The following is a 26,085-nucleotide window of genomic DNA, read 5'->3' on the forward strand; positions in this document are numbered from 1 at the left end:
CCCTCACTAGCCGAGGGCTCCTGGGCGGGGGAAGATGGGGAGTGCCGGGCTTGGATCCCGCTCCCGCCGCCGACGAAGGAGACAGACGTGTCCACGGTTGACAGCTTCGGTGCGAAGAGCACCCTGACGGTCGGCAGCACCGACTACGAGATCTTCCGCATCGACACCGTCGCGGGGTACGAGAAGCTCCCGTTCAGCTTGAAGGTGCTCCTGGAGAACCTGCTGCGCACGGAGGACGGCGCCAACGTCACGAAGGCGCAGATCGAGGCCCTCGGTTCGTGGAACCCCGCGGCCGAGCCCGACACCGAGATCCAGTTCACGCCCGCCCGCGTCGTGATGCAGGACTTCACCGGCGTCCCCTGCATCGTCGACCTCGCCACGATGCGCGAGGCGGTCGGCGCCCTCGGCGGCGACCCCGACAAGATCAACCCGCTCTCGCCCGCCGAGATGGTCATCGACCACTCGGTCATCGCCGATCTCTTCGGCACCGAGAACGCCCTCGAGCGCAACGTCGAGATCGAGTACGAGCGCAACGGCGAGCGGTACCAGTTCCTCCGCTGGGGTCAGACCGCGTTCGACGACTTCAAGGTCGTGCCCCCGGGCACCGGCATCGTGCACCAGGTCAACATCGAGCACCTGGCCAAGGTCATCTACGACCGCTCGGTCGACGGCGTCCTGCGCGCCTACCCCGACACCTGCGTCGGCACCGACTCGCACACGACGATGGTCAACGGCCTCGGCGTGCTCGGGTGGGGCGTGGGCGGCATCGAGGCCGAGGCCGCGATGCTCGGCCAGCCCGTCTCGATGCTGATCCCGCGCGTCGTCGGCTTCAAGCTGACCGGCGAGATCCCCGCCGGCGTCACCGCGACGGACGTCGTCCTCACGATCACCGACATGCTGCGCAAGCACGGCGTCGTCGGCAAGTTCGTCGAGTTCTACGGAGCCGGCGTGGCCTCCGTGCCCCTCGCGAACCGCGCCACGATCGGCAACATGAGCCCCGAGTTCGGCTCCACGGCCGCCATGTTCCCGATCGACGAGGTCACGCTCGACTACCTGCGCCTCACCGGCCGGAGCGACGAGTCCGTCGCGCTCGTCGAGGCCTACTCGAAGCTGCAGAAGCTCTGGCACGACCCGTCGCACGAGCCGTCGTTCAGCGAGTACATGGAGCTCGACCTGTCGACTGTCGTGCCGAGCATCGCGGGCCCGAAGCGCCCGCAGGACCGCATCCTGCTGTCGGAGGCCAAGTCGCAGTTCGAGATCGACATCCTCAACTACGCCGACGCGACCACGTCCGCCGACATCGTCGACCTCGAGTCGAAGCACTCCTTCCCGGCCTCCGACCCGGGCGCGGCGCCGGGCGACGAGCACGAGGAGACGCGGGTCGTGCACATCTCCAGCGGCGGGCCGGCTGCGGCATCCAAGCCCGTCAAGGTGACCGCTCCCGACGGGACCTCGTACATCCTCGACAACGGCGCCGTCACGCTCGCGGCGATCACGTCGTGCACGAACACGTCCAACCCGTCGGTCATGCTCGCCGCGGGCCTCCTCGCCCGCAACGCGCTGCAGAAGGGCCTCAAGCAGAAGCCGTGGGTCAAGACCACGCTCGGCCCCGGCTCCAAGGTCGTCACGGACTACTACGAGAAGTCCGGCCTCGACAAGGCGCTCGAGGGCCTCGGCTTCTTCACGGTCGGCTACGGCTGCACGATCTGCATCGGAAACTCGGGACCGCTCATCGAAGAGGTCTCCGCCGCGATCAACGACCATGACCTGGCCGTGACCGCCGTGCTCTCGGGCAACCGCAACTTCGAGGGACGCATCAGCCCCGACGTGAAGATGAACTACCTCGCGTCGCCCCCGCTGGTCGTCGCGTACGCGCTGGCCGGCTCGATGCACTTCGACTTCGAGACCGACCCGCTCGGCAAGGACACCGAGGGCAACGACGTGTTCCTCAAGGACATCTGGCCCTCGCCCGAAGAGGTGCAGGCCACGATCGACACGTCGATCTCGCGCGAGCAGTTCATCAAGCAGTACGCCACCGTGTTCGAGGGCGACGAGCGCTGGAAGAACCTTCCCACGCCGGATGACTCGGTCTTCCAGTGGGACGCGAACTCGACCTACGTGCGCAAGGCGCCGTACTTCGATGGCATGACCATGGAGCTCACGCCGGTCGCCGACATCCACCGCGCCCGCGTCATGGCGACGCTCGGCGACTCGGTCACGACCGACCACATCAGCCCCGCGGGCAACATCAAGATCGGCACCCCGGCGGCGAAGTACCTCGAGGAGCACGGTGTGCGCCAGAAGGACTTCAACTCCTTCGGCTCGCGCCGCGGCAACCACGAGGTCATGATCCGCGGCACGTTCGCGAACATCCGCCTGAAGAACCTGCTCGTCAGCGCCGTCAACGACGGCGCGGTCGTCGAGGGCGGCTTCACGCGCGACTTCACGCAGGAGGGCGGCCCGCAGTCGTTCATCTACGACGCGTCGATGAACTACCAGGCCCAGGGCACCCCGCTCGTCATCTTCGGCGGCAAGGAGTACGGCTCCGGCTCGTCGCGCGACTGGGCGGCCAAGGGCACGAGTCTCCTCGGCGTCAAGGCCGTCATCACCGAGAGCTTCGAGCGCATCCACCGCTCGAACCTGATCGGCATGGGTGTCGTCCCGCTGCAGTTCCCGGCCGGGGAGAGCTGGGAGTCGCTCGGACTCGATGGCACCGAGATCGTCTCGATCACGGGCCTGGAGCAGCTCAACGAGGGCGTCACGCCGAAGACCGTCACCGTCACGGCCGAGCCCAGCGAGTTCTCGCCCGAGGGCAAGCAGCCAGTGACCTTCGAGGCGGTCGTGCGCATCGACACGCCCGGTGAGGCCGACTACTACCGCAATGGCGGCATCCTGCAGTACGTGCTGCGCTCGCTCGTCTGACGCATACCCGGAGGGGCCGGAGCGCGCAAGCGCACCGGCCCCTCCGGTGCGTCACGGGTAGACTGACAACGCCCAGCCGGGCCGTGAAGGGAGCGCGGATGTCGCTGCTGTCGTCGATCGCCGGACCCCGAGATCTCGACGCCCTGAGCGCCGATCAACTCGAAGAACTGGCGGCGGAGATCCGCGGCTTCCTCATCGAGAACGTCGCGCGCACGGGAGGTCACCTCGGGCCGAACCTGGGCGTCGTCGAGCTGACGATCGCGCTCCACCGCGTGTTCGACTCGCCGGCCGACCCGTTCGTCTTCGACACCGGGCACCAGTCGTACGTGCACAAGCTGCTCACCGGCCGGCAGGACTTCTCCGCGCTCCGTTCGCGCGGCGGACTCGCCGGCTACCCGCAGCGGTCCGAGAGCCCGCACGACGTCGTGGAGTCCTCCCACGCATCCAGCTCGCTGAGCTGGGCGGACGGCGTCTCTCGCGCGCTGACGCGCACGGGCCGCAAGGATCGCCATGTGATCGCGGTGGTCGGTGACGGCGCGCTCACGGGCGGCATGACGTGGGAGGCGCTGAACAACATCTCCGACGACAACGACCGCAACCTGATCATCGTCGTCAACGACAACGGGCGCTCGTACGCCCCCACCATCGGCGGTATGGCCCGCTACCTCAACCGGGTGCGCACGGCCGACGCATACCGCAACCTGCATCGCGGCTCCGACAGCCTGTTCCGCAAGCTGGGACCGGCCGCACGCGCGGTGTATCGCGGCGTGCGCGGCGGAACCCACGGCTTCCTCTCGCGCTTCACGAACAATGCCGCGCTGTACTCGAACCTCGACATCAAGTACCTCGGGCCGGTGGACGGTCACGATCTGCCGACCCTCATCGAGACGCTCGAGCTCGCGAAGACCTATGGTGCGCCGGTCATCGTGCACGCGATCACGGAGAAGGGCCGCGGCTACCAGCCCGCTCTCGACGACGAGGCCGATGCCTTCCACGCCGTGGGGAAGATCGATCCCGCGACAGGACGGACGGTCGGCGGCCCCAGCGGCTCGCCCGCGTGGACCGACGTCTTCGCCGACGAGCTCGTCGCGGTGGGGGAGCGGCGCGACGACGTCATCGCCATGACCGCGGCGATGCTGCGGCCGACCGGTCTGCTGCCGTTCGCCCAGCGATTCCCCGAGCGCGTGTACGACGTCGGCATCGCCGAGCAGCACGCCGTCGCGTCGGCCGCCGGACTCGCCTTCGGCGGACTGCACCCCGTCGTGGCCATCTACGCCACCTTCATGAACCGCGCGTTCGATCAGGTGCTGATGGATGTCGCGCTCCACCGCGCCGGAGTGACGTTCGTCCTCGATCGCGCCGGCGTCACGGGGCCCGATGGACCGAGTCACCACGGCATCTGGGATCTCGCGATGCTGCAGATCGTGCCGCACATCCGCATCGCCGTCCCCCGTGACGAGCCGAGACTTCGCGAGGTGCTGCAGGAGGCCGTCGCGGTCGAGGACGGGCCGACGGTCATCCGGTTCCCCAAGGGCTCGGTGAGCCCGGAGCTGACCGCCATCGAGCGTCTCGACGACGGGGTCGACGTGCTCTCGCGCTCGGACGCCGAGGACGTGCTCATCGTGGGCATCGGGCCGATGGCCCACATCGCGGTCGAGGTCGCGGAGCGCCTGCGGGCACAGGGCATCGGCTCGACCGTCGTCGACCCCCGGTGGGTGGTGCCGGTGCAGCCGTCGATCGTGGAGCTCGCGGCATCCCATCGCCTCGTCATCACCCTCGAGGACGGCATCCGCGTCGGCGGCATCGGCACGCGTGTGCGCCAGGTTCTGCGCGAGGCGGGAATCGACACGGCGGTCGACGAGCTCGGCCTTCCCGACGAGTTCATCGATCACGCGAGCCGCGAGCAGATCCTCGAGGACGCCGGCCTCACTCCCGCGAAGATCGCTCAGGACGTCGTGTCGCAGGTGCTGGGCACGCGCATCCCCGTCGCGCGCGGCGCGACGAACGAGATCCCGATGATCGCCTCGATCACCCGGAGCGAAGAGAAGCAGCGCTAGGTGCGGCGATCGCGGGATGCTGCGCTCGCGATGTAGGAGGTATGTTCTAACGTCTGAAGCATGACATTCCTCCCCGACGGCCCGGACTTCGCGTCCGATGATGCGGTGCCGGGATGGGCCGCTCCCGTTCCGGACGACGTGGAGCTGGTCACCGAGGTCGCGCGGATGATGTCGGTCATCGCGGCCGAGCGGTTCGAACGCGTCGAACGGCTGCGGTCCAACGCGGTCGAGGATGCAGGTCGGTACGGCGGGGGCCTGGGCGGATACGGCGGAGGCGGGGTGGAGATCGTCGAACGATCGGTGCGTCTTGAGCTGGCTGCGGCCCTGGGGATGACCGAGAGCACGGCCGGGGCGCTGCTCGCGCAGGCCGAGGCGTTGGTGCACCGGTACCCGAACGCGCTGGAAGCGCTGGGACGGGCACGTATCACCGAGCGGCACACGCCAGTCCTCGTGCAGCTGATGGACTGTGCATCCGCCGATGTGCGCGAGCGGCTGACGGGCCGAGCGGTCGAGTTGGCGATGGAACTGCCGGTGGGATCGTTCCGCCGGCAGCTGCAGAGACTGATCGAGTCCGAAGAATCCGCCACGCTCTCGCAGCGACACGTGCAGGCGTTGGCGGACCGTCGGATCGTCGTCGAGACCGCAGCGCAGGGGATGGCGTGGCTGCACGCGTACCTGCCCGCGGTCGAAGCGCACGCGATTCACGACCGGGTCACGAGGATGGCGAAAGTGATCAACGCTGAGCCGGAGGAGACCCGGTCGTTGGCTCAGACCCGAGCGGACGTGCTGTGCGACCTGCTCATCGAAGGCTCGACCGCCGCTCATCCCGACGGGGCACGGGGGATCCGGGCCACCGTCGCAGTGACTGTGCCCGCGCTGGCGCTGCTGGCTGAGGACGACACCGCCCGCCACCGACAGGGGCTCGCCCCGGCGACGGTGGAAGGAATCGGACCGATCCCGCTCAGCGTGGCCAAGACTCTCTGCGGTGGAGACGAGCTCTGGATGCGGGTGCTCACCCACCCCGAGACCGGACTGGTGCTGTCGGTAGGTCGCACCCGGTACCGCCCACCACCGGCCCTGCGAAAGCTCATCAGGTGGCGCGCAGACCGGTGCATGGCACCCGGATGCGGGATCCCGGCGTCGAGGTGTGAGATCGACCACAACATCGCGTGGGAGCATGGCGGCCACACCGCCCTCGACAACCACGCCCCGTTATGCGTCGGGCATCACACGGTGAAACATCACGGTGGCTGGGCTGTCGAGCACCTCCCCGACGAAGGTGGGGCGCTGCTGTGGCGGTCGCCGACCGGGCGCCAGTACCTCGTCAAACCCGAAGGGGGGTGCCCGTCTTCCGTCCATCCGGTCCACCAGGCGGCGACGACGCACCGTTCTAGCCTCGGTCGGACCGTTGGATCCGATGCGCCGTCGAGACCTGACGCGGCCGGTCGAGATCCGGCGCGTCGCTGAGATCCGGCGCGTCCGCTTCCACCAAGCGCTTCGCACCGACGTGCCCGCGGGAGGAAACGCGAACCGCCGGGATCCACGTCACTCGTCGTGCGGGATCCCGGCGGTCGTCAACCAGGTGTCAGAAAGTCAGGCGCCGATGCCCCTGATCGCCGGCTGGTGGAACGTGTCGCCGAAGACGCGCTCCGACGCACCCTCGCGGTCGAGGTACGGCGACGCGCCGCCGTCGATGAACGGCCAGCCCGCGCCGAGGATGAGGCACAGGTCGATGTCCTCGACCTCGGGGACGACGCCCTCGTCGAGCATGATGCGGATCTCCTGGGCCAGGCCATCCTGCACGCGCGCGAGGATCGTCGCAGCGGATGCCGGGGACGAACCCACGGCGGGCTTGAGCAGCTTCTCCGCGGCCTTTGTCCAGCCGGTGACCCGGCCGCCCTTGTCCTTCTCGACGACCTCGGGAAGCTCCGCGAGAGCGTGGAAGTTCTCGTTCGCGTAGAACCGGTCGGGGAACGCCTTCACCATCGTGTCCTGCACGTGGGCGGCGACCTTCCAGCCGACGAGGTCGATGAGCTGGAACGGGCCCATCGGCAGGCCGAGCGGCGCGAAGGCCTTCTCGACATCCGACACGGGCGTGCCCTCGTAGACGGCACGCGCGGCCTCGCCCATCACCTTGGCGAGCAGCCGGTTGACGACGAAGCCGGGCGCATCCGCCGTGAGCACCGCGTTCTTGCCGAGGTTCTTCGCCACGACGAAAGCGGTCGAGAGCGCGGCATCCGAGGTCTGCCCCGTCTTCACGATCTCGATCAGCGGCATGACCGCGACCGGGTTGAAGAAATGGAAGCCGACGAGGCGCTCGGGATGTGCGAGCTTCGCGCCGATCTCCTCGACGGACAGCGATGAGGTGTTGGTGGCGAGGATCGCATCCTCCGCCACGAACTGCTCGATCTCGGCGAAGACGGCCTGTTTGACCCCGACCTCCTCGAACACGGCCTCGATGACGAAGTCGCAGTCCGCGTAAAGGCTCTTGTCGGTCGTGCCGGTCACGAGGGCGCGGAGCTTGTTGGCGCTGTCGCCGTCGAGGCGTCCCTTCGCCTCGAGCTTGCCGATCTCCTCGTGGATGTACGCCACGCCCTTGTCGACGCGCGCCTGATCGAGGTCGGTGATGAGCACCGGAACCTGCAGCTTGCGTACGAACAGCAGCGCGAACTGACTCGCCATGAGACCCGCGCCGATGATCCCGACCTTGGTCACCTTCTTGGCGAGCTCCTTGTCGGGCGCCCCGACCGGCCGCTTGGCACGCTTCTGCACCAGATCGAACGCGTACATGGATGCCGCGAACTGGTCGCCGACGACGAGATCGGCCAGCGCCTCGTCCTCACGGGCGAAGCCCTCGGCCTTGGTGCCGCTCTTCGCCTTGTCGAGCAGCTCCAGCGCCGCGTACGGCGACTTCGGGACGGTGCCGATCTTGGACTCGAGCATTCCGCGGGCGACCTTGATGGCGATCGGCCACTTGGTGAGGCGCTCGATCTTGCCGGGCTCGTTCTTGCGATCGACCTTGACGGAGCCGCCGAGCACGCCGTCGGCCCAGCGGAGCGAATCCTCGAGGAAGTTCGCGGCGGGGAAGATCGCATCGACGATCCCGTAGTCGAACGCCTGCTGCGGCTTGAGCATGCGGTTCTGCTTGAGCGGGTTCGAGATCACTACCTCGAGCGCGTTCTCGATGCCGATCAGGTTCGGCAGCAGGTAGGTGCCGCCCCATCCCGGGATGATTCCGAGGAACACCTCGGGGAGCGCGATCGCCGCGGCCGAGGCATCCACCGTCCGATACGTGGAGTTGAGCGCGATCTCGAGCCCGCCGCCGAGGGCGAGTCCGTTGACGAAGGCGAACGCGGGAACGCCGAGCTCCGACAGCTTGCCGAACACGTGGTGCCCGAGCTGCGCGACGAGACGGGCGTTGTCCTTGGACCCGACCTTCGAGATGTCGGAGAGGTCGGCACCGGCCGCGAGGATGTACTGCTTCCCGGTGACGGCGACCGCCTGGATCTCACCGGCCGCCGCTCGCGCCGCGAGGGAGTCGAGTGTCGCGCCGAGCTGCTTCAGCGTGGTCGGACCGAGCGTGTTGGGCCGAGTGTGGTCGCGGCCGTTGTCGAGCGTCACGAGCGCGAGGACCTTGCCGGAGGGGAGGCGGACGTCGCGCACGCGCGAGTGCGTGACGACTTCACCTTCTGCCAGGGCGTCCAGCGGGGAGAAGTCGATCTCTTCGTAGTTCGTCATGCGAGGCGGTCCTACTTCTTCTTCTTGCCGTCGTAGTGCGGGTTCTCCCAGATGACCGAGCCGCCCTGGCCGAGGCCCACGCACATCGCCGTGAGGCCGTACCGGACGTCGGGGCGCTCGGCGAACTGCGCCGCGAGCTGGATCATGAGGCGCACACCCGATGCGGCCAGCGGGTGGCCGAGGGCGATCGCGCCGCCCCACTGGTTCACGCGCGGGTCGTCATCGGCGATGCCGAAGTGGTCGAGGAGCGAGATCACCTGGATGGCGAAGGCCTCGTTGAGCTCGAACAGGCCGATGTCGGCGATGGTGAGCCCGGCCTTCTTGAGCGCCTTCTCGGTCGAGGGGATCGGCCCGATGCCCATGATCTCGGGCTGGACTCCGGCGAAGGCGAACGAGACGAGCTTCATCTTCGGGGCGAGCCCGAGCTCCTTGACGGCGCCGCCCCCGGCGAGGAGCGACATGGTCGCTCCGTCGGTGAGCGGTGACGACGTGCCGGCGGTCACCCGTCCGTGGGGACGGAACGGGGTCTTCAGCGCGGCAAGGTCGGCCATCGTCGTCTGCGGGCGCCGGCCCTCATCCTCGGTGGCGAGGCCCCACGAGCCCTCGGCGTCCTTGGTCGCCACCGCGACGAGGTCGGGCTGGAACTTGCCCGCGTCGTACGCGGCCTGTGCCTTGTGCTGGCTGAGCATGCCGTAGCGGTCGGAGCGCTCCTTGGTGAGGTGCGGGAAGCGGTCGAAGATGCGCTCGGCGGTGACGCCCATGTTGAGCGCCCCGGGGTCGACCATGCGCTCGGAGACGAAGCGCGGGTTCGGGTCGGCGTTGCCGCCGATGGGGTGGTGGCCCATGTGCTCCACGCCGCCCGCGAGAGCGACGTCGTACATCCCGACCCCGATCGATCCGGCCATCGTCGTGACGCTCGTCATGGCGCCTGCGCACATGCGATCGATCGCGAACCCGGGAACCGTCTGGGGGAGTCCCGCGAGGATCGCGACGCTGCGCCCGAGCGTGAGCCCCTGGTCGCCCGTCTGCGACGTCGCGGCGATCGCCACGTCGTCGATGCGGTCCTTCGGAACGTCCGGGTTGCGCTCCATGAGCCCGATCGTCGCCTTCACGGCGAGATCATCCGATCGGGTGTTCCAGTACATGCCCTTCTCGCCGGCGCGCCCGAACGGGGTGCGCATTCCATCGACGAAGAAGACGTCCGAAAGCTCGGCCACTCTGCCTCCAAAAATAGGGATGCCGCCAGCCTAGGAGGGCGCTCGGACCCGCCGGAATCGGGTGGGGGAATCCTACGAAGCGTCCTCGGCCGCCGTCGCAGCCGATTGCACGGAACCGACAAAGGCATCGGCGATCCCCTGTGAGGTCTGCGCAATCTGCCAACCGCGTGCGCCGAGCGCTTCGAGGGATTCGCCGACGGATGCCGCGGTCACCGGCTCCGGCGGAGCCCACGCCACGCGGCGCAGCAGGTCGGGGGTGAGGAGGTTCTCTGTCGGCATCCGCAGCTCCTGCGCGATCTCCTCCACGACGGGCCGAGCGGCCTTCAGACGCGCATCGGCCTCGGGGTTGCGATCCGGCCAGGCACGCGGTGGGGGGAGGGTGTCGCCTCCGGGGATGCGCTCGAGCGGAAGATCGGTCGCGGCGCGTCCGTCCTCGAACGCCAGCCACCAGCGGTCGAGCTGGGTACGGCTCGCCCGGCCCGTGAACTCCTTCACCGACGCGAGCTCGGACTTCGACTTCGGATCGGCGAGCACCGCGGCCACGAGCGCGCGATCGGGCACGAGCCGGCCGGGGGCGACATCCTGCGCGCGCGCGAAGTCCTCACGCGCCGTCCACAGCGAGCGAGCGATCGCGAGAGGTCGACGCCCGCGGATCTGGTGCAGACCGCTCAGGCGCCGCCACGGGTCCTCGCGCGGCGGCTTGGGCTCTCGCTCGAGCACCGCGCGGAACTCCTCCGCCGCGAACTCGGTCTTCCCCTGCTCGGCCAGCTCGGCCACGAGGATGTCGCGCACGTCGACGAGATGCTCGACATCCAGCGCGGCGTACTCCAGCCACGACTGCGGAAGCGGGCGCGTGGACCAGTCGGACGCCGAATGGGCTTTCGCGAGCGTGATCCCCAGGGTGTCCTCGACGACGGCTCCGAGCCCGACGCGCTCATGCCCGAGGAGCCGTGCGGCGAGTTCGGTGTCGAACATCGACGTGGGCTCGAGTTCGAGTTCGCGCAGCGACGGAAGGTCCTGGCTTGCCGCATGCAGGATCCACTCCTCGTCGCCGATCGCCTCCTGCAGGGCAGAGAAGTCGCCGATGGGCGGAGGGTCGAAGAGGAACACTCCCGCACCGCGGCGGAAGACCTGGACCAGGTACGCGCGCTGCGAATAGCGGAAGCCTGACGCGCGTTCGACGTCGACGGCCACCGGGCCATGGCCGAGGGCCAGTTTCTGCGCGGCGTCCCGAAAGTCGTCGAGACGATCGATGACGACGTATTCAGTCACGCGGCGCCTTGCGCGAACCCAGCATTGCGATCCCTTCCGAGCCCGGCGGAAGACCCGCGAGCATGCACACCAACTCCGCCCATGCTTCCACGTGCGGCGCGATCTCGCCTTCGGGCGACCACGACGCCCGCAACTCGATCTGAGCGCCGTCACCCTCGGCGGCCAGCGATCCGAACCCCTTGGACAGCGTCTTGGTGGCGGTGCCGGATGCCGAGTGGTACCCCGCGCTCCGCGAGCTCAGGGCATCCGTCAGCCAGGCCCACGCCACATCCGCGAGCATCGGATCGACCCCGATGTCGGGTTCGAGGGGCGCCTGAGCGAAGCACACGATCCGCCACGGTCCGTTCCACTGCCCCGGCTCGTCGGAGTCGTGAAGGAGCACCAGCCGCCCGGTGCCGTAAGCGGACTCCTCGCCTTCGGCCTCGGGACGCACGTCGCCTCGGAGGGCGAGGGCATCCGGCGCAAGTCCCGACGGCGCGGCGATCTCGCTCACCGAGAGGTCGTCGCGGAAAAGGATGGCCCGCACGGACTCGGCAGCATGCGCGAACGGCGTCATAGCCGCCGGAGGACGAAGCTCAGCCACTTGGACAGACTAGAGTGAGGCCTCGATGGCCGCTCCCAGGCGCGCCGCGATCCGCGGCGCATCACCCGCCCTCCTGACCGGAGTCAGGGCCGCGCTCACGATCCTCAGCGTGGCTCTCGCCGGCGTGCTCTCGGCGACCGCCGTGGCGTCGATCCACATGGCTCGGCGGATCGTCACCCCGGCTCTGCGACGCGCCGACACCCGCATCCTCTCGCTGGACACGGCGGCGCAGACGATCACGCTCTCGCGCACACCCGACACCGGTCTGCCCGGTCGCTACGGGCTGTTCACCACCGGAACGTCCAGCTACGTCAAGCTCGGGTCGGTGCTGTCCGAAGACGAGACGAGCGTGAAGCGCAAGCTGCTCACGCACGTCGGCGCCGACGCGCGGCTGTCTCCCGACGCGGCGTTCAGCGGCTGGTACTACGACCGTCCCGAGCAGCTTCAGCTGACGCACACGCCCGAGCTCATCGGATCATCGGTCGGCCCGTGCCCGGCGTGGCTGTTCCCGTCCGGCGACGGCGAGGTCTGGGTCATCCAGGTGCACGGCCGCGGCACGACCCGCGCCGAATGCCTCCGTGCGGTGCCGCTGTTCCATGGGCTGGGCATCACGACACTGGTGGTCTCGTACCGCAACGACGGCGAAGCGCCGCGCAGTCGGGCCGGCACCTACACGCTCGGCGCGACCGAGTGGCGCGACGTCGACGCCGCGGTCGGCTTCGCGCGGCGCCGAGGCGCCCGGCGCATCATCCTCATGGGGTGGTCGATGGGCGGGGCGATCGCCCTGCAGGTCTCGCTCAACTCCGCTCACCGCGCATCGATCGCAGGACTCATCCTCGAGTCGCCGGTGGTGGACTGGCGCATCGTGCTGGAGTACCAGGCACGCATCATGAACGTTCCTCCGACCGTGAGCGGCCTCGCGATCGAGGCGCTCAAGCACGAGTGGGTCGCCCCGATCACGCGGGCGGGGAGCGCGATCCCGTTCGACCGGCTCGACGTCGTGGCGCGCGCGGCGGAGCTGCGGCATCCGATGCTCATCCTGCACAGTGACGACGACGGTTTCGTGCCGTCCGATGCCTCGCACGATCTCGTCGTGGCGCGCCCCGACCTCGTGCAGCTCGAGGTGTTCGAGGTCGCACGTCACACGAAGCTGTGGAACTACGACCAGGACCGCTGGACGGAGCGCATCACGGGGTGGCTCGTCGAGCAGGGTCTGACGGAGGCATCCGTCCGCGCCGACGTGTGAGCCGGCGGCGTCAGCCGACGCGCTTGGCGAGCACCTGACGCTTCGCGCGCATGAGCATCCCGGTCATCCCCGAGATGCGCAGCGGCGAGACGACCTTGGTGAGCCCGATCGACTGCGGGAAGTCCGCCGGAATGGCGATGACCTCATCCGCTGTCAGTCCGGTGATGCCCTGCGCCAGGATGCTCGCGAAGCCGCGAGTGGTGGGCGCCTCGGCCGGAGCGGTCGCGTGCATGGCGACGACGTCGTCGTCCGAGACGTCCACGACGATGAAGACGGGCGACTGGCACTCGGCCACGCGCTCGTACAGCTCGGGGTGATTCTCGTACTCCGCCGGCACCGCGGGGAGCTCCTGCGAGTACTCCAGGAGCAGCTGCAGGCGGTCGGACTCGGGCAGCTCGAGGAACTCGTCGCGAATCGCGGCGAGGCTTTCGGGGAGGGCGGCATCGGTCATCCCCGCCATCCTTTCACGCGGCGCGCAGGGCGGGGCGGATGCCTCGACTCAGCGCCCGGGGACCTCGCCGGGCTCGGAGCCCGTCGCGATCGGCACGCGCACCGCGCTGCCCCACTCGGTCCACGAACCGTCGTAGTTGCGCACATCCTCGAACCCGAGCAGGTGGGTGAGCACGAACCACGTGTGACTCGATCGCTCGCCGATGCGGCAGTAGGCCACGACGGCGTCGCCGTCTTGCAGCCCGGCCTCGTCGCGGTAGATCGCATCGAGCTCCGCACGGCTCTTGAAACCGCCGTCCTCGGCCACAGCGCGCGCCCACGGCACGCTCTGGGCGGTCGGGATATGCCCGGCGCGCAGGGCGCCCTCCTCGGGGTAGGCCGGCGCCGACGTGCGTGAGCCGTCGTACTCCTCGGGGGAGCGCACGTCGATGAGCGGACTGCCGAGGTGCGCGAGCACGTCGTCTTTGTACGCTCGCAGCTTGGCGTCGTCGCGCTCGACGACCGGATACTGGGTCTGCGCGGGCGCGGGCTTGTCGGTGGTGATCGGACGCCCCTCGGCGATCCAGGTGTCGCGGCCGCCGTCGAGCAGGCGCACGTCCTCGTGGCCGAACAGCGAGAAGACCCACAGCGCGTAGGCCGCCCACCAGTTGTTCTTGTCGCCGTAGATGACGATCGTGTCATCGCGCGAGATGCCCTTGGCGGACAGGAGCCGCGCGAAGCCCTCCCCGTCGACGTAGTCGCGGACCACAGGGTCGTTCAGCTCGGTGTGCCAGTCGACCTTGACGGCGCCAGGGATGTGGCCGGTCTCGTACAGCAGCACGTCCTCGTCGGACTCGACCACGACCAGGCCGGGTGCGCCCAGCCGCTCCTGGAGCCAGTCTCCCGTGACGAGGCGTCCCGGGTGCGCGTAGGCGGCGAACTTCGGCGACGACGTGTCGGTCTCGACGGTCATGGGCTGCTCCTCGGGTCGGGGCGAAAGGGTGTGACGACTAGGGTTGAACCGTCGACTTCGACCTTAGATTCCCGCGGGACGCCGCATCCGGCTCCCGTAAGACTCCGACACAGGATCTCCTATGAGCGCGCCCGCCCCGACCGGCATCGTCCATCTCGCGGACCGCACCCCGCAGCTCGCCGGCGCCGACATGGTGGCGGCGCTCGTTCCGCCGCCGCAGTTCGCCGATGCGACCTTCGAGACGTATCGCGCGGATGCCGCGTTCCCGTCGCAGCAGGAGGCCAAGGACCTCCTCCAGGTGTTCGCCGGCGCCGCCCAGCCGGCCAAGGGCGGTTTCTTCCGCAAGGCCAAGCGACCGGAGACCAAGCCGGGCATCTACCTCGACGGCGGCTTCGGCGTCGGCAAGACCCACCTTCTCGCCGCGGTCTATCACGCGATGCCGGCCCGCAGGAAGTACTTCGGCTCGTTCATCGAGTACACCGCCCTCGTCGGTGCTCTGGGCTACCAGAACACGGTCGAGCTGTTCCGCGGTGCCGACCTGCTCTGCATCGACGAGTTCGAGCTCGACGATCCGGGCGACACCATGGTCATGACGAGGCTGCTCGGCGAGCTCGTCTCGAGCGGCACCCGCCTGGCCGCGACATCCAACACCCCGCCCAACGCCCTGGGCGAGGGCCGCTTCGCAGCTCAGGACTTCCTTCGCGAGATCCACGCGATGGCGTCGAGCTTCCAGACCATCCGCATCGACGGCACCGACTACAGGCATCGCGCGGTCGACGGGCACGCCGCGGTGCTCACTGGTCCGCAGTACGACGCGGCGATCGCGGATGCCTCGGCCCGCGGCGCGGTCTCGGACGACGCCTTCGCCGATCTGGTCGCACACCTGGCACGCGTGCATCCGTCGCGCTACATCCGCCTCATCGATGGCCTCTCGGCCGTCGGTCTGCGCGACGTGGAGCCCTTGGCCGACCAGTCGGCCGCGCTGCGGTTCGTCGCGTTCATCGACCGGGTCTACGACGCGGAGCTGCCCATCCGGGCGACGGGCACGTCGCTGGACCTCGTCTTCCCCGAGGAGATGCTCGCGGGCGGGTACCGCAAGAAGTACCTGCGGGCCATCTCGCGTCTCGTTGCGTCGACTCTCGCCTGATTCCCGGCGCCGATGAGGCGCGGCGAAACACGATGTTTACGCACGCGCCCCTCACGTAACCGACGGGAAACACAGGGTGAACCGCGGTGGAAACCGGCGGTGGCGACACTGGGGGGACCCGACGCGATACCTGCGTCCCTGCAGAGAGGTTCTCCCTGAGATGGATCAAGGCAACACCGCATTCATCCTGATATGCGCAGCGCTCGTGCTTCTGATGACGCCCGGACTCGCATTCTTCTACGGCGGACTCGTCAAGGCGAAGAGCGTCATCAGCATGATGATGCTCAGCTTCGGCGCACTGGGTCTGATCGGCGTCCTGTGGGTCGTCTACGGCTACGCCATCGCGTTCCCGGGCTCGGAGGGCCTCGTGCCGCCGTGGTCGATCGACTGGAACAACATCGGACTGACCGCGCTCATCGAGGTTCCTGAGGGCGCCGCCTACCCGCCGCTCGCCTTCGTCGCCTTCCAGGCCACGTTCGCGATCATCACCGTCGCGCTGGTCTCCGGCGCCATCGCCGACCGCGCCAAGTTCGGCTCCTGGCTGATCTTCGCCGCGATCTGGGCGACGATCGTCTACTTCCCGGTCGCCAGCTGGGTCTTCAACTTCGGCCTCGCCGAGGACGGCAGCTTCGCCTACGGCGGCTGGATCACCTACGGCATGCAGGAGTGGTTCGGCCTCGGCGCGATCGACTTCGCCGGTGGTACTGCGGTCCACATCAACGCCGGTGCCGCGGCGCTCGCCCTCGCGCTGGTCCTCGGCAAGCGCGTCGGCTTCCAGAAGGGCGTCCACGTCCCGCACAACCCGCCGTTCGTGCTCCTCGGCGCCGGCCTGCTGTGGTTCGGCTGGTTCGGCTTCAACGCGGGCTCCGAGCTCGCCGCCGACGGCACCGCCGCGCTGGCGTTCGTCAACACGATCGCCGCTCCTGCCGCTGCGCTGCTCGCCTGGCTCGTGGTGGAGAAGATCAAGGACGGCAAGCCGACCTCGGTCGGCGCCGCCTCCGGTGCGGTCGCTGGTCTCGTCGCGATCACCCCGGCCTGCGCGTCGCTCACCCCGGGCTGGGCGATCCTGCTCGGCTTCATCGCCGGTGCGGTCTGCGCCCTGGCGATCGAGCTCAAGTTCAAGTGGGGCTTCGACGACTCGCTCGACGTGGTGGGCATCCACCTCGTGGGCGGTCTGATCGGAACGCTGTTCCTCGGCTTCTTCGCCACCAACACCGGCCTGTTCACCGGTGGCGACGGCACGCAGCTGCTGGTTCAGGCGATCGCCGCCTTCTCGGTCCTGATCTACTCCTTCGTGCTGGCCTGGATCATCGGCTTCGCGATCGAGAAGACCATCGGCTTCCGCGTCAAGAACGAGGACGAGGTCGCCGGCATCGACACCGTCATCCACGGCGAAGAGGGCTACGTCCTCGAGGAGGCTCGGGCCTGACCTTCGCCACACAGCACGTAAGGGGCGTCGCGGATCATCCGCGGCGCCCCTTTCGCGTGCGCACTAGTCTGACCTCGTGATGACCCGGCCGCGGCTGCTCAGCCGCCTCTCGCAGCTCTTCCGCCCGTCGCCGCAGCCGGCGCCCGCGATCTCGGGAGACGGCGAGCCCGGCGCCGTGGGCCCCACGGCGACCGTCGAGATCGAGCCGCCCCGCCCCGACGGGCTCACGATCACCTACGCGCCGAGCATCGACGGGGACCCGGACACCGGCGAGATCGTCTGGACGTGGGTGCCCTACGACGAGCGAGACGGCCGGGGCAAGGACCGCCCCGTGCTCGTGATCGCACGCGAGGACGCGGACCACGTGCTGGCCGTGCGCCTGACGAGCAAGTCGCACGACGGCGATCGCGACTACCTCGCCATCGGTGCGGGCCCGTGGGACTCCCAGGGGCGGCCGTCGTGGGTGGATGTCGAGCAGATCTACCGCGTGCACCGCGAGGGGATGCGGCGCGAGGCATCCGTCCTCGATCTCGACCGTTTCACGCGGGTGGCGGGTGCCCTCCACCATCGCTACGGCTGGCGTGCGGGAGCGGGGGAGCAGCCTCGGTGAACGACGAAGCCCCCGCTGTCGCGGGGGCTTTCGGTGGGCGATACCAGACTCGAACTGATGACCTCTTCCGTGTGAAGGAAGCGCGCTACCAACTGCGCCAATCGCCCGTGGCCCCGAGGGGCCGAGACTCGATACTACCCGATCCAGGATGCTCTCTCCGACCTCGCTGAGGAGACACGCGCGGGTCGTGCCCGGTTTTGCAGTCCGCGTTTCGTGGGCTAAAGTCGTTCAAGTGCCCGGGTGCGAATCCGGGGATGAAATGCGGATGTAGCGCAGTTGGTAGCGCACAACCTTGCCAAGGTTGGGGTCGCGAGTTCGAGTCTCGTCATCCGCTCGAGTGCAGGGATTTCCCTTCGGGAAGTCACGGCACGTGGGGTCAAACCACACGCGGTGGCGTGGCCGAGCGGCTAGGCACCGGCCTGCAAAGCCGTTTACACGGGTTCGAATCCCGTCGCCACCTCACCGACAACTGAATAGCCTCTTTAGGCGCGATTGGCGCAGCGGTAGCGCGCTTCCCTGACACGGAAGAGGTCACTGGTTCGATCCCAGTATCGCGCACACACTGAAACCCCCGGCTTGCCGGGGGTTTTCTGCTTTCCCCGGCACAGTTGCCCGGGAGGCGCGCCGGCGGTTGCTAGTGTCGGGGTCCGACGTCGATGGAGACCGAATGACACGTTCCGCCGCGCCCGAGGTCGACCTCGCCACGCGCGACCTCACGCTCGACCTGGCACGCGTGGTGTGCGTGCTGCTGGTGGTCGTGATCCATCTCCTCCAAGTCGGCATCGGTGTGGATGATGCCGGTGCGTTCGTCGTGACGCGTCCCGCCGAGATGCAGGACTGGTTCGCGCCGGCGACATGGGCCGGACAGATCATGCCGCTCTTCTTCGTCGTCGGTGGCTTCGCATCCGCGGCCGGGTGGAGATCGCATACCGCACGCGGCGGCGGTGCGACGGCCTTCGTGCGCGGACGCGCCCTCAGGCTCGCCCAGCCGGCGCTTCCCCTCTTCGTGTTCTTCGCGATCGTGCTGGGCGCGGCGACGATCCTGCAGATCGCGCCCGACATCGTCTCCGCCGCGGCGATCGGCGCTGGGTCCCCGCTGTGGTTCCTCGCGGCGTACCTGCTCTGCCAGACCTGCGTGCCGCTCATGATGCGACTTGATGAGGCCGCGCCGCGGCTGACGATCGGCCTCCTCGCGGCGGGGGTCGTCATCGTCGATGCCCTGCGCTACTCGACGGGACTTGAGGACATCGGACTTTTCAACCTGGCTTTCGTTTGGCTCTTCTGCCAGCAGCTGGGGATCTGGTACTTCCGCGGCGTCTTCGACCGCGCCAAGCCGGTGGTGCTCGCCACGATCGCCGCCGCCTGCTATCTGGCGCTCTGGCCGCTCACGGCGGTCGGTCCGTACAGCGTGAGCATGCTCGCGAGTCTCAACCCGCCCACATTGCCGCTGATCGTGCTGGCCGTGGCGCAGGCGTGTGTGCTGCGCCTGCTCAAGCGACCGCTCTCAGCCGTCATGGGGCTGCGTGCCGCGCGTGCTGTCGTATTCGTCGTGGGGAGCCGCCTCATGACGATCTACCTGTGGCATCTGCCGGTGATCCTCGCCGTCACCGGTCTCACCCTGGTCATTCCGGGCGCGGCACCAGCGCCGGCGAGTGCGGCGTGGTGGTGGAGCCGCATTCCGATGTTCCTCGTCGTGATGGGCTTGCTCTTTGCGCTGTCGCTGGTGGTCGGCCGCTGGGAGGCGATCCCGCCGCTGCCAGAGGGACCGCGACCGCTCGCCGTCGGAGTCGGAGTCGTGCTGGCGTTCATTCCCGCCTTCTGCGTCATGGAATTGGGGCTGGACGCAGCGCTCGCCATCGGGGGTGCGGCAGCGTACGCGATCTCGGTCGCGTTGCTCCGTCGCACCGGCTCACGGCCGTCGCCGCGCGCCGGATTCTCGGACGTCGTCGGCGGCGCACGCGCATCGTCAGGACCTGCCTGAACGGATGCCGCGTCAGCGGCGATGCTCGGTCGGATAGACGTCGCGGATGCTGTCGCGGAAGAAGCGCCCCGCACTCTCCGCCTCGAGCAGCGCCCGATGAACGGAGGGCGGCACGGCGTAGTACTGGTAGACCTCGCCCGAGGTGAACTCCAGTTCGAGCACCGCCAGCGCCGGGTCGTACCCGGCCGACGCGATCGCGCCGGATGTGAGGGGCCGCCGTCTCATGCGCACGAGCGTACCCGCGGCATCCGGCCCCCGGTTTGACTTGCCGAGGGCGATGACGGATGCTGTGCGAACATCCCCTCGCCCCCTTTGTCACAACGGAGTGCCAATGCGGTCTCACCGACGTCCTCTCGTCGCGCTCATCAGCATGATCGTGCTGGTCCTGATCCAGTCCATCGCGGACCCGACCGGGCTCCTCGCCCTCGTCGGCTGGTCCGGAGCCGCGCCCCGGTGGACGGAACTGTGGACCCTCGCGCCGTACCTCGTCTTCGTGCCCGTGCTGCTCGGCGTCACCTGGTGGGTCGCGCTGCGGGCGGGGGACCGGTACTGGACCCTCGTGGTCGGGTTCGTGCTGGCGATCCTGCTCGCACAGGCCGCCGCGTGCCTCGTCATGACCTGGGATGCCGTGATCGCCGCGTGGGCCGCGGCCTACGTAACGGCCAAGGCGGTCCCCACGGCGCTCATCGTCGCCGCCGCCGCTCGCTGGCTGGGCGGGCCGGTGAGCCGTGAGCGGGGTGAGCGCGGCGCGGTCCTTCTGCCCGCACTGCTGTTCGGCGCGGTCGCACCACTGGTGTCGGGTCTGTGGTGGACGACGGTCGTGTACGCGCCGGGCGTGCCGATCGCGCGGCCGGAGAGCGGCATCCTGTCCGTGGTCATCGCGATGGCCCTCCTCGCCGGCGCGACCTACGTGTGCCTCCGGTGGATGCGCCCGCGGGTTCGCGGGGTGCTGGGTGGCTGGCTCGCCGCGGTCGTCGCGGGAGCCCTCGTGGGCGTCGTGCAGGCGCTGATCGCACTCGTGATCGACGGCGTGCAGGGCGATCTGTGGCCGCTGATGGCCGCATACGTGACCGTCGCGGACGGCCTCGCCTTCGGCGCGTGCGTCGGCTGGGTGGTCGGCGTCGCCGCCGTTGTCGTCGACCGCATCCGGTCGGCGACGGCGCTGCGCGTGGTGGGGGCGGCGATCGCCTCGGTCGCGGTCATCGCCCTCGGCGTGACGGTGCTCGTTCCCGTCTCGCTCGGTGCCCCCGACGAGCCCGCAGAACCCCCGGCGGGGGTGCTGCGCGCCGAGGGCGAGCGCATCGTCGACGGCGATGGGAACCAGGTGCTCCTGCGCGGCGTGAACGTCAACCAGCTCGTCGACTTCTACCGCCCTGACCGGCAGGTCGAGGCCACACGCCCGCTCACCGATGAGGACTTCGCCGGCATGGCCGAGCAGGGCTTCAACGTGGTCAGACTCGGGATGTCGTGGTCGGCGCTCGAACCGGAGCGCGGGGAGCTCGACGAGGACTACGTCGCGCAGATCGTCGCCGCCGTGGACTCGGCGAAGGAGCACGGCCTCTACGTCGTGCTCGACATGCATCAGGACTCCTGGTGGAACGAGGGGACCCCCGAGGGGACGGCCTGCCGCCCCGGCACCGACCCGATGTGGGGATACGACGGGGCGCCCGGCTGGGCGACCATCACCGACGGCGCGCCGCGCTGCCAGTTCCAGGGGCGCGACATCTCGCCGGCGAGCGATCGCGCCTTCCAGCACTTCTACTTCGACACCGAGGGTGCGCAGTCCGCGCTCGTGTCCACGTGGGCCGAACTCGCCGCGATGTTCAAGGACGAAGAGGCGATCGCCGGCTACGACCTGCTCAACGAGCCCGGATTCGGCGAGACGGCGCCGGTCACGACGTCGCACCTCCTCGGGCGCTTCTACGAGCGGGCGATCACCGCGATCCGAGCCGAGGGCGCCGAGCAGATCGTCTTCATCGAGCCCAGCATCCTGTGGTCCGGCCTCGGCTTCGACAGCGGTCCGCGCCCCGGATTCTCCGACGACGCGAACCTCGTCTACTCGCCCCACCTCTACGCCGAGTCGATCACGATGGACCGGTCGCTGGGGATCGCGCCGATCGTGTCGATGGACCGGCAGTTCGATCTCGCGCTGCGCGCGGCCGGCGCGTACGGCATGCCGCTGTGGTCGGGGGAGTACGGCTATTGGGGCGACGACGCCGACCGCGTCGCGCGCCTCGAGCGCTACGCCGCGCTGGAGGACGAGCACATCCTCGGCAGTGCGTACTGGGTGTGGAAGCAGGCGTGCGGCGATCCGCAGGGCGGGCTCGTCGACCTCACGGACTCGCTCATGCGGCAGGACTGCACGACCGGCGAGGACGCCGAGCCGCGCACCGATCTGCTCGAGATCCTCAGCCGTGCGTACCCTCGCTCGGCGCCGGGCATCCTGACGTCGCTGTCTGCCGACGGCGCGGGGCTGCGGCTGACCGGCACGGGCGGCGACGGATGCGGTCTCGAAGTGTGGGTGCCCGGCTCCGCGCGGCCCGACGTCTCCTCATCGGGTCTCAGCGGTGTCGAGGTGACGGTCGTCCCCGGTGGCTGGTCGGTCACCGGATGCGCCGACGGGGACTACGAGCTCACGACGGCGGGGGCCTGAACCGGCGGCTGCCGATCCCCGCGGTCCGAGGCGGTCCGGATAGACTCGGGGGATGGAACTCGTCGGACCGGTGACCGCGGCCTTCGCCGCGCCGACCGGCACGCGAACGCTCGGCGCCTGAGCGGGCAGGACGCATGCGGCGTCCGAAGCTGAGTAGCCTTGATCCGAGCCATCTCCAGGAGAGTTTCCGTGACTGACGACGTCCTCCCGCCCGCCGTGCCGTTCCCTGCAGACGGGTTCGCCCTGTTCCCCGACCGCTCCGTCGTCGCGCTTCGCGTCAACGGGGAGCTCAAAGACCTCGCGACGGTGGTGGAGGAGACGGATGCCGTCGAGCCGGTCACCATCGACAGCCCTGATGGGCTCGCGATCCTGCGTCACTCGACGGCGCACGTCCTCGCGCAGGCGGTGCAGCGCATCCACCCGCAGGCGAACCTCGGCATCGGCCCGCCGATCACCGACGGCTTCTACTACGACTTCGGGGTGGAGCATCCGTTCACCCCCGAAGACGTGAAGGCGATCGACAAGGAGATGCAGCGCATCGTCCGCGAGGGCCAGCGTTTCGTTCGCCGCGTCGTCACCGACGAGGAAGCGCGCGTCGAGCTCGTCGACGAGCCGTTCAAGCTCGAGCTCATCGGACTCAAGGGCGGGTCCAAGGAGGCAGCCGAGGGGGCGTCCGTCGAGGTCGGTGCCGGCGAGCTCACCATCTACGACAACGTGGACCGCGACGGGCAGACGGTCTGGAAGGACCTCTGCCGCGGCCCGCACCTGCCCAGCACCCGCATGATCGGCAACGGCTGGGCTCTCCAGCGCGTCGCCGGCGCGTACTGGCGGGGGAGTGAGAAGAACCCGCAGCTGCAGCGCATCTACGGCACCGCCTGGCCGACCAAGGACGAGCTGCGCGCCTACCAGCAGCGCCTCGAGGAGGCCGCGAAGCGCGACCACCGCAAGCTCGGCAAGGAGCTCGACCTGTTCTCGTTCCCGGACGAGATCGGCTCCGGCCTGTCGGTGTGGCATCCCCGCGGCGGCATCGTGCGCGGCGAGATGGAGCAGCACGCGCGCCGTCGGCACATCGACGGCGGTTACACCTACGTGTACACCCCTCACATCTCGAAGGAGGATCTCTTCCTCCAGTCGAACCACCTCGTCACCTACAAGGAGGGCATGTTCCCGCCCATCGTGATGGACGAGGAGCGCGACGAGCACGGCGAGATCACCAAGCACGGCCAGGACTACTACCTGAAGCCGATGAACTGCCCCATGCACATCCTGATCTTCAAGGAGCGCGCGCGCAGCTACCGGGACCTGCCGATGCGTCTCGCCGAGAACGGCACGGTCTACCGCAACGAGCTCTCCGGCGCCCTCCACGGTCTCACCCGTGTGCGGGGGTTCACGCAGGACGACTCGCACCTGTTCGTCACCCCCGAGCAGCTCGAGACCGAGACCACTCGCGTCCTCGAATTCGTGATCTCGATGCTCCGTGACTTCGGTCTCGAGGACTTCGAGCTCGAGCTGTCGATGCGCGATGACGAGAAGGACAAGTGGATCGGCTCCGACGAGTTCTGGGAGTACTCCACGAACGCCCTCCGCAACGTCGCGCACGCGAGCGGTCTGAAGGTCACCGAGGTGCCCGGCGAAGCCGCCTTTTACGGACCGAAGATCGACCTCAAGACGAAGGACGCCATCGGCCGCACGTGGCAGCTGTCGACCGTCCAGGTCGACGTCAATCTGCCCGAGCGCTTCGAACTGGAGTTCACCGACCGTGACGGTCAGAAGAAGCGCCCCATCATGATCCACCGGGCTCTCTTCGGATCGATCGAGCGGTTCTTCGCGATCCTCCTCGAGCACTACGCCGGCGCGTTCCCGGTGTGGCTCTCGCCCGTCCAGGTGGTCGGCATCCCGGTCGCCGAGGAGTACGCCGACTACCTGTCGGAGGTCGTGTCGCAGCTGCGGGCGGACGGCGTGCGCGCGGAGCTCGACCACAGCGATGACCGCATGCAGAAGAAGATCCGCACGCACACCACGCAGAAGGTGCCGCTCATGCTGATCGCCGGCGAGCAGGATCGCGCAGGCGGAACGGTCTCGTTCCGCTTCCGTGACGGCTCGCAGGAGAACGGTGTGCCGATCGCCGACGCCGTGCGCCGCATCCATGAAGCGATCGCATCGCACGCGCTGGTGAACTCTGCGGAGGACTTCGCGTGAGCGACGCCCCGCTTGCGGGAAGTCGCGACCGCGAAGGCTCGGTTCCTGAGCCTGTCGAAGGGCGCGTGAGCGACGCCCCGCTTGCGGGAAGTCGCGACCGCGAAGGCTCGGTTCCTGAGCCTGTCGAAGGGTTCGTGAGCGACGCGACGTCGGGAGCGGATGCCTCGGTCTCCGAGGCTTCGCCCTCCGACGTCGCCGGACTCATCGACGCGGCGAGCCTCCCGGGTGTGCCCGACGGGTTCCAGCGACTGTGGACGCCGCACCGGATGGCGTACATCCAGGCGGGACCGGATCCGCTGCGCGAGGAGTGCCCGTTCTGCGCCGCACCGCACAAGAGCGACGCCGATGGTCTCATCGTCGCGCGCGGCCGCACCGCCTACGCGCTGCTCAACCTCTTCCCGTACAACTCCGGGCATCTGCTGATCTGCCCGTATCGCCACATCGCGACGTACGACCAGGCGACGGACGAGGAGGTCGCCGAGATCGGCGAACTCACTCAGACGGCGATGCGCGTGCTGCGGACGGTGTCGCGATGCGACGGGTTCAACATCGGCATGAACCAGGGGAGTGTCGCCGGCGCCGGGGTCGACGAGCACCTGCACCAGCACGTCGTGCCGCGGTGGGGTTCCGACGCGAACTTCTTCCCGATCATCGCCCGCACGAAGGCGCTGCCGCAGCTGCTCGGCGAGGTGCGGGTCGCCATCGCCGACGCCTGGAAGGCATAGCCCCATCACCGCTCTCGAGGCGCCGGGCGCGGCATCCGTCCTCCCTCAGCGGACCTGACGCACCTCGAACTGCATGCGGGGGTGGGCATACGACTCCTGCGACTCGACGAGCTGCAGCTCGCGCTCCCCGGACTCGTGCGTGCGCTCGAGGAGGTCGAACACGCTCGAGGTGGTGCGCGCGAGCGCGTCGCCGATGTCGCCGGAGCTGCGGTAGTGCGCCGTGAAGAGGGCGGCGGTCACGTCGCCCGACCCGTTGGCCTTCATGGGGATGCGGGGCGTCTGGACGATCCACGCGCCGCCGTCGTCGACGGCGAGCATCTCGATCGTGCCCTCGGGACGATCCGGCCGCTCGACACTGGTCACGAGCACCGTGCGCGGACCCGTGTCGCGGATGCGGTCGACCGACTCGAGCGTCGATGCGAGCGTGTCGGGCTCGGTGTCGGTGAGGAAGCCGAGCTCGAACTGGTTCGGGGTGATGATGTCCGCCGCGGGGACGACGCGCTCCCGCAGCAGGACGGGGATCGCCGGCGCGACGAAGCACCCGGACCTCGCGTTGCCCATCACCGGGTCGCAGGCGTACACCGCAGCGGGGTTCGCAGCCTTCACGCGGGCGACCGCGTCGAGGATCACATCGGCGATGCCCTCGCCGCCCTGATAGCCCGAGAGCACGACGTCGATCTCGGGGAGCGCTCCGCGCTCTTCGATGCCGAGGATCACGTCGCGCACATCGTCGGGACTGATCAGGGGGCCGCGCCAGGCGCCGTAGCCGGTGTGGTTCGAGAAGTTCACCGTGTAGACCGGCAGCACCTCGACACCGATGCGCTGCAGGGGGAACACGGCTGCCGAGTTGCCGACGTGACCGTACGCCACGGCGGACTGGATCGAGAGGATCTTCACCGGTCGA

19 protein-coding genes and 4 tRNA genes are annotated in these 26,085 nt (G+C 69.0%); 14 read left to right on the forward strand and 9 right to left on the reverse strand.

What is annotated here, in order from left to right:
* Positions 1 to 87: 87 nt before the first annotated feature.
* The 3 genes from ASD93_RS05555 (at position 88) to ASD93_RS05565 (ending at position 6,446) form a co-directional block, all read left to right on the forward strand.
* Complete coding sequence (locus tag ASD93_RS05555; RefSeq protein ID WP_056119895.1) at positions 88 to 2,922, forward strand: aconitate hydratase; 2,835 nt, start codon at positions 88 to 90, stop codon at positions 2,920 to 2,922.
* 98 nt (positions 2,923 to 3,020) lie between these two features.
* Positions 3,021 to 4,979 carry a 1-deoxy-D-xylulose-5-phosphate synthase gene (gene dxs, locus ASD93_RS05560; protein WP_056119898.1) on the forward strand — a complete coding sequence of 653 codons (1,959 nt, stop codon included), beginning with the start codon at positions 3,021 to 3,023 and terminating at the stop codon, positions 4,977 to 4,979.
* Positions 4,980 to 5,039: 60 nt separating this feature from the next.
* Positions 5,040 to 6,446: an HNH endonuclease gene (locus tag ASD93_RS05565; RefSeq protein WP_157536878.1), complete on the forward strand. Its 1,407-nt coding sequence runs from the start codon at positions 5,040 to 5,042 to the stop codon at positions 6,444 to 6,446.
* A gap of 126 nt (positions 6,447 to 6,572) precedes the next feature.
* Here ASD93_RS05565 and ASD93_RS05570 read toward each other — a convergent pair whose 3' ends face one another.
* The 4 genes from ASD93_RS05570 to ASD93_RS05585 all read right to left on the reverse strand — a co-directional run bounded on the left by ASD93_RS05570 (position 6,573) and on the right by ASD93_RS05585 (position 11,789).
* Entirely contained in the window at positions 6,573 to 8,717 is a 2,145-nt protein-coding gene (locus ASD93_RS05570) for a 3-hydroxyacyl-CoA dehydrogenase NAD-binding domain-containing protein (RefSeq protein ID WP_056119901.1), read from the reverse strand.
* An 11-nt stretch (positions 8,718 to 8,728) separates the two neighbouring features.
* A complete protein-coding gene (locus tag ASD93_RS05575) occupies positions 8,729 to 9,934 on the reverse strand; it encodes a thiolase family protein (protein WP_056119904.1) in 1,206 nt (401 codons plus the stop codon).
* A 72-nt stretch (positions 9,935 to 10,006) separates the two neighbouring features.
* Positions 10,007 to 11,206 carry a ribonuclease D gene (locus ASD93_RS05580; protein ID WP_056119908.1) on the reverse strand — a complete coding sequence of 400 codons (1,200 nt, stop codon included), beginning with the start codon at positions 11,204 to 11,206 and terminating at the stop codon, positions 10,007 to 10,009.
* Positions 11,199 to 11,789 carry a DUF3000 domain-containing protein gene (locus tag ASD93_RS05585; protein WP_414843694.1) on the reverse strand — a complete coding sequence of 197 codons (591 nt, stop codon included), beginning with the start codon at positions 11,787 to 11,789 and terminating at the stop codon, positions 11,199 to 11,201. The genes ASD93_RS05580 and ASD93_RS05585 overlap by 8 nt, the downstream gene beginning before the upstream one ends.
* Before the next feature lie 25 nt (positions 11,790 to 11,814).
* Between ASD93_RS05585 and ASD93_RS05590 the strand changes: the two genes are divergently transcribed.
* On the forward strand, positions 11,815 to 13,035 hold the full coding sequence (locus ASD93_RS05590; RefSeq protein ID WP_056119913.1) for an alpha/beta hydrolase family protein: 1,221 nt from the start codon (positions 11,815 to 11,817) through the stop codon (positions 13,033 to 13,035).
* A gap of 10 nt (positions 13,036 to 13,045) precedes the next feature.
* Here ASD93_RS05590 and ASD93_RS05595 read toward each other — a convergent pair whose 3' ends face one another.
* Complete coding sequence (locus ASD93_RS05595) at positions 13,046 to 13,486, reverse strand: SufE family protein (RefSeq protein WP_056119917.1); 441 nt, start codon at positions 13,484 to 13,486, stop codon at positions 13,046 to 13,048.
* 48 nt (positions 13,487 to 13,534) lie between these two features.
* Complete coding sequence (locus tag ASD93_RS05600; protein WP_056119920.1) at positions 13,535 to 14,437, reverse strand: sulfurtransferase; 903 nt, start codon at positions 14,435 to 14,437, stop codon at positions 13,535 to 13,537.
* 121 nt (positions 14,438 to 14,558) lie between these two features.
* Here ASD93_RS05600 and zapE point away from each other — a divergent pair, with 121 nt between their 5' ends.
* The 3 genes from zapE (at position 14,559) to ASD93_RS05615 (ending at position 17,623) form a co-directional block, all read left to right on the forward strand.
* On the forward strand, positions 14,559 to 15,584 hold the full coding sequence (gene zapE, locus ASD93_RS05605) for a cell division protein ZapE (RefSeq protein ID WP_056119924.1): 1,026 nt from the start codon (positions 14,559 to 14,561) through the stop codon (positions 15,582 to 15,584).
* Positions 15,585 to 15,744: 160 nt separating this feature from the next.
* The gene (locus tag ASD93_RS05610; protein ID WP_056119928.1) at positions 15,745 to 17,013 is read left to right on the forward strand and encodes an ammonium transporter; all 1,269 of its coding nucleotides are present in this window, start codon (positions 15,745 to 15,747) and stop codon (positions 17,011 to 17,013) included.
* A 79-nt stretch (positions 17,014 to 17,092) separates the two neighbouring features.
* Positions 17,093 to 17,623, forward strand: a complete 531-nt coding sequence (locus tag ASD93_RS05615; RefSeq protein ID WP_082569197.1) for a type II toxin-antitoxin system PemK/MazF family toxin — start codon at positions 17,093 to 17,095, stop codon at positions 17,621 to 17,623.
* Between the two features lie 34 nt (positions 17,624 to 17,657).
* Here the strand turns inward: ASD93_RS05615 and ASD93_RS05620 are convergent.
* A tRNA-Val gene (locus tag ASD93_RS05620) sits at positions 17,658 to 17,730 on the reverse strand.
* 154 nt (positions 17,731 to 17,884) lie between these two features.
* Between ASD93_RS05620 and ASD93_RS05625 the strand changes: the two genes are divergently transcribed.
* The 4 genes from ASD93_RS05625 (at position 17,885) to ASD93_RS05640 (ending at position 19,604) form a co-directional block, all read left to right on the forward strand.
* Positions 17,885 to 17,957 (forward strand) — tRNA-Gly (locus tag ASD93_RS05625).
* Between the two features lie 55 nt (positions 17,958 to 18,012).
* Positions 18,013 to 18,083, forward strand: a tRNA-Cys gene (locus ASD93_RS05630).
* Positions 18,084 to 18,109: 26 nt separating this feature from the next.
* Positions 18,110 to 18,181: transfer RNA gene (locus tag ASD93_RS05635), tRNA-Val, on the forward strand.
* Between the two features lie 109 nt (positions 18,182 to 18,290).
* Complete coding sequence (locus ASD93_RS05640) at positions 18,291 to 19,604, forward strand: acyltransferase family protein (RefSeq protein WP_056119930.1); 1,314 nt, start codon at positions 18,291 to 18,293, stop codon at positions 19,602 to 19,604.
* Positions 19,605 to 19,616: 12 nt separating this feature from the next.
* On the opposite strand, the gene ASD93_RS05645 is transcribed toward ASD93_RS05640, so the two are convergent.
* The gene (locus ASD93_RS05645) at positions 19,617 to 19,829 is read right to left on the reverse strand and encodes a KTSC domain-containing protein (RefSeq protein ID WP_056119933.1); all 213 of its coding nucleotides are present in this window, start codon (positions 19,827 to 19,829) and stop codon (positions 19,617 to 19,619) included.
* Between the two features lie 106 nt (positions 19,830 to 19,935).
* On the opposite strand from ASD93_RS05645, the gene ASD93_RS05650 reads away from it, so the two are divergent.
* The 3 genes from ASD93_RS05650 to ASD93_RS05660 all read left to right on the forward strand — a co-directional run bounded on the left by ASD93_RS05650 (position 19,936) and on the right by ASD93_RS05660 (position 25,181).
* Positions 19,936 to 22,257 (forward strand): glycoside hydrolase family 5 protein, encoded by a 2,322-nt coding sequence (locus tag ASD93_RS05650; RefSeq protein ID WP_056119935.1) that lies wholly within the window; start codon positions 19,936 to 19,938, stop codon positions 22,255 to 22,257.
* A gap of 189 nt (positions 22,258 to 22,446) precedes the next feature.
* Positions 22,447 to 24,456: a threonine--tRNA ligase gene (gene thrS, locus ASD93_RS05655; RefSeq protein WP_056119939.1), complete on the forward strand. Its 2,010-nt coding sequence runs from the start codon at positions 22,447 to 22,449 to the stop codon at positions 24,454 to 24,456.
* A gap of 203 nt (positions 24,457 to 24,659) precedes the next feature.
* Entirely contained in the window at positions 24,660 to 25,181 is a 522-nt protein-coding gene (locus tag ASD93_RS05660) for an HIT family protein (RefSeq protein ID WP_056120907.1), read from the forward strand.
* A 45-nt stretch (positions 25,182 to 25,226) separates the two neighbouring features.
* Here the strand turns inward: ASD93_RS05660 and pdxY are convergent, their stop codons facing one another.
* Entirely contained in the window at positions 25,227 to 26,078 is an 852-nt protein-coding gene (gene pdxY / locus ASD93_RS05665; RefSeq protein ID WP_056119942.1) for a pyridoxal kinase PdxY, read from the reverse strand.
* Positions 26,079 to 26,085 lie beyond the last annotated feature (7 nt).

The sequence above is a fragment of the Microbacterium sp. Root180 genome, assembly GCF_001428485.1.
Lineage (GTDB): Bacteria > Actinomycetota > Actinomycetes > Actinomycetales > Microbacteriaceae > Microbacterium.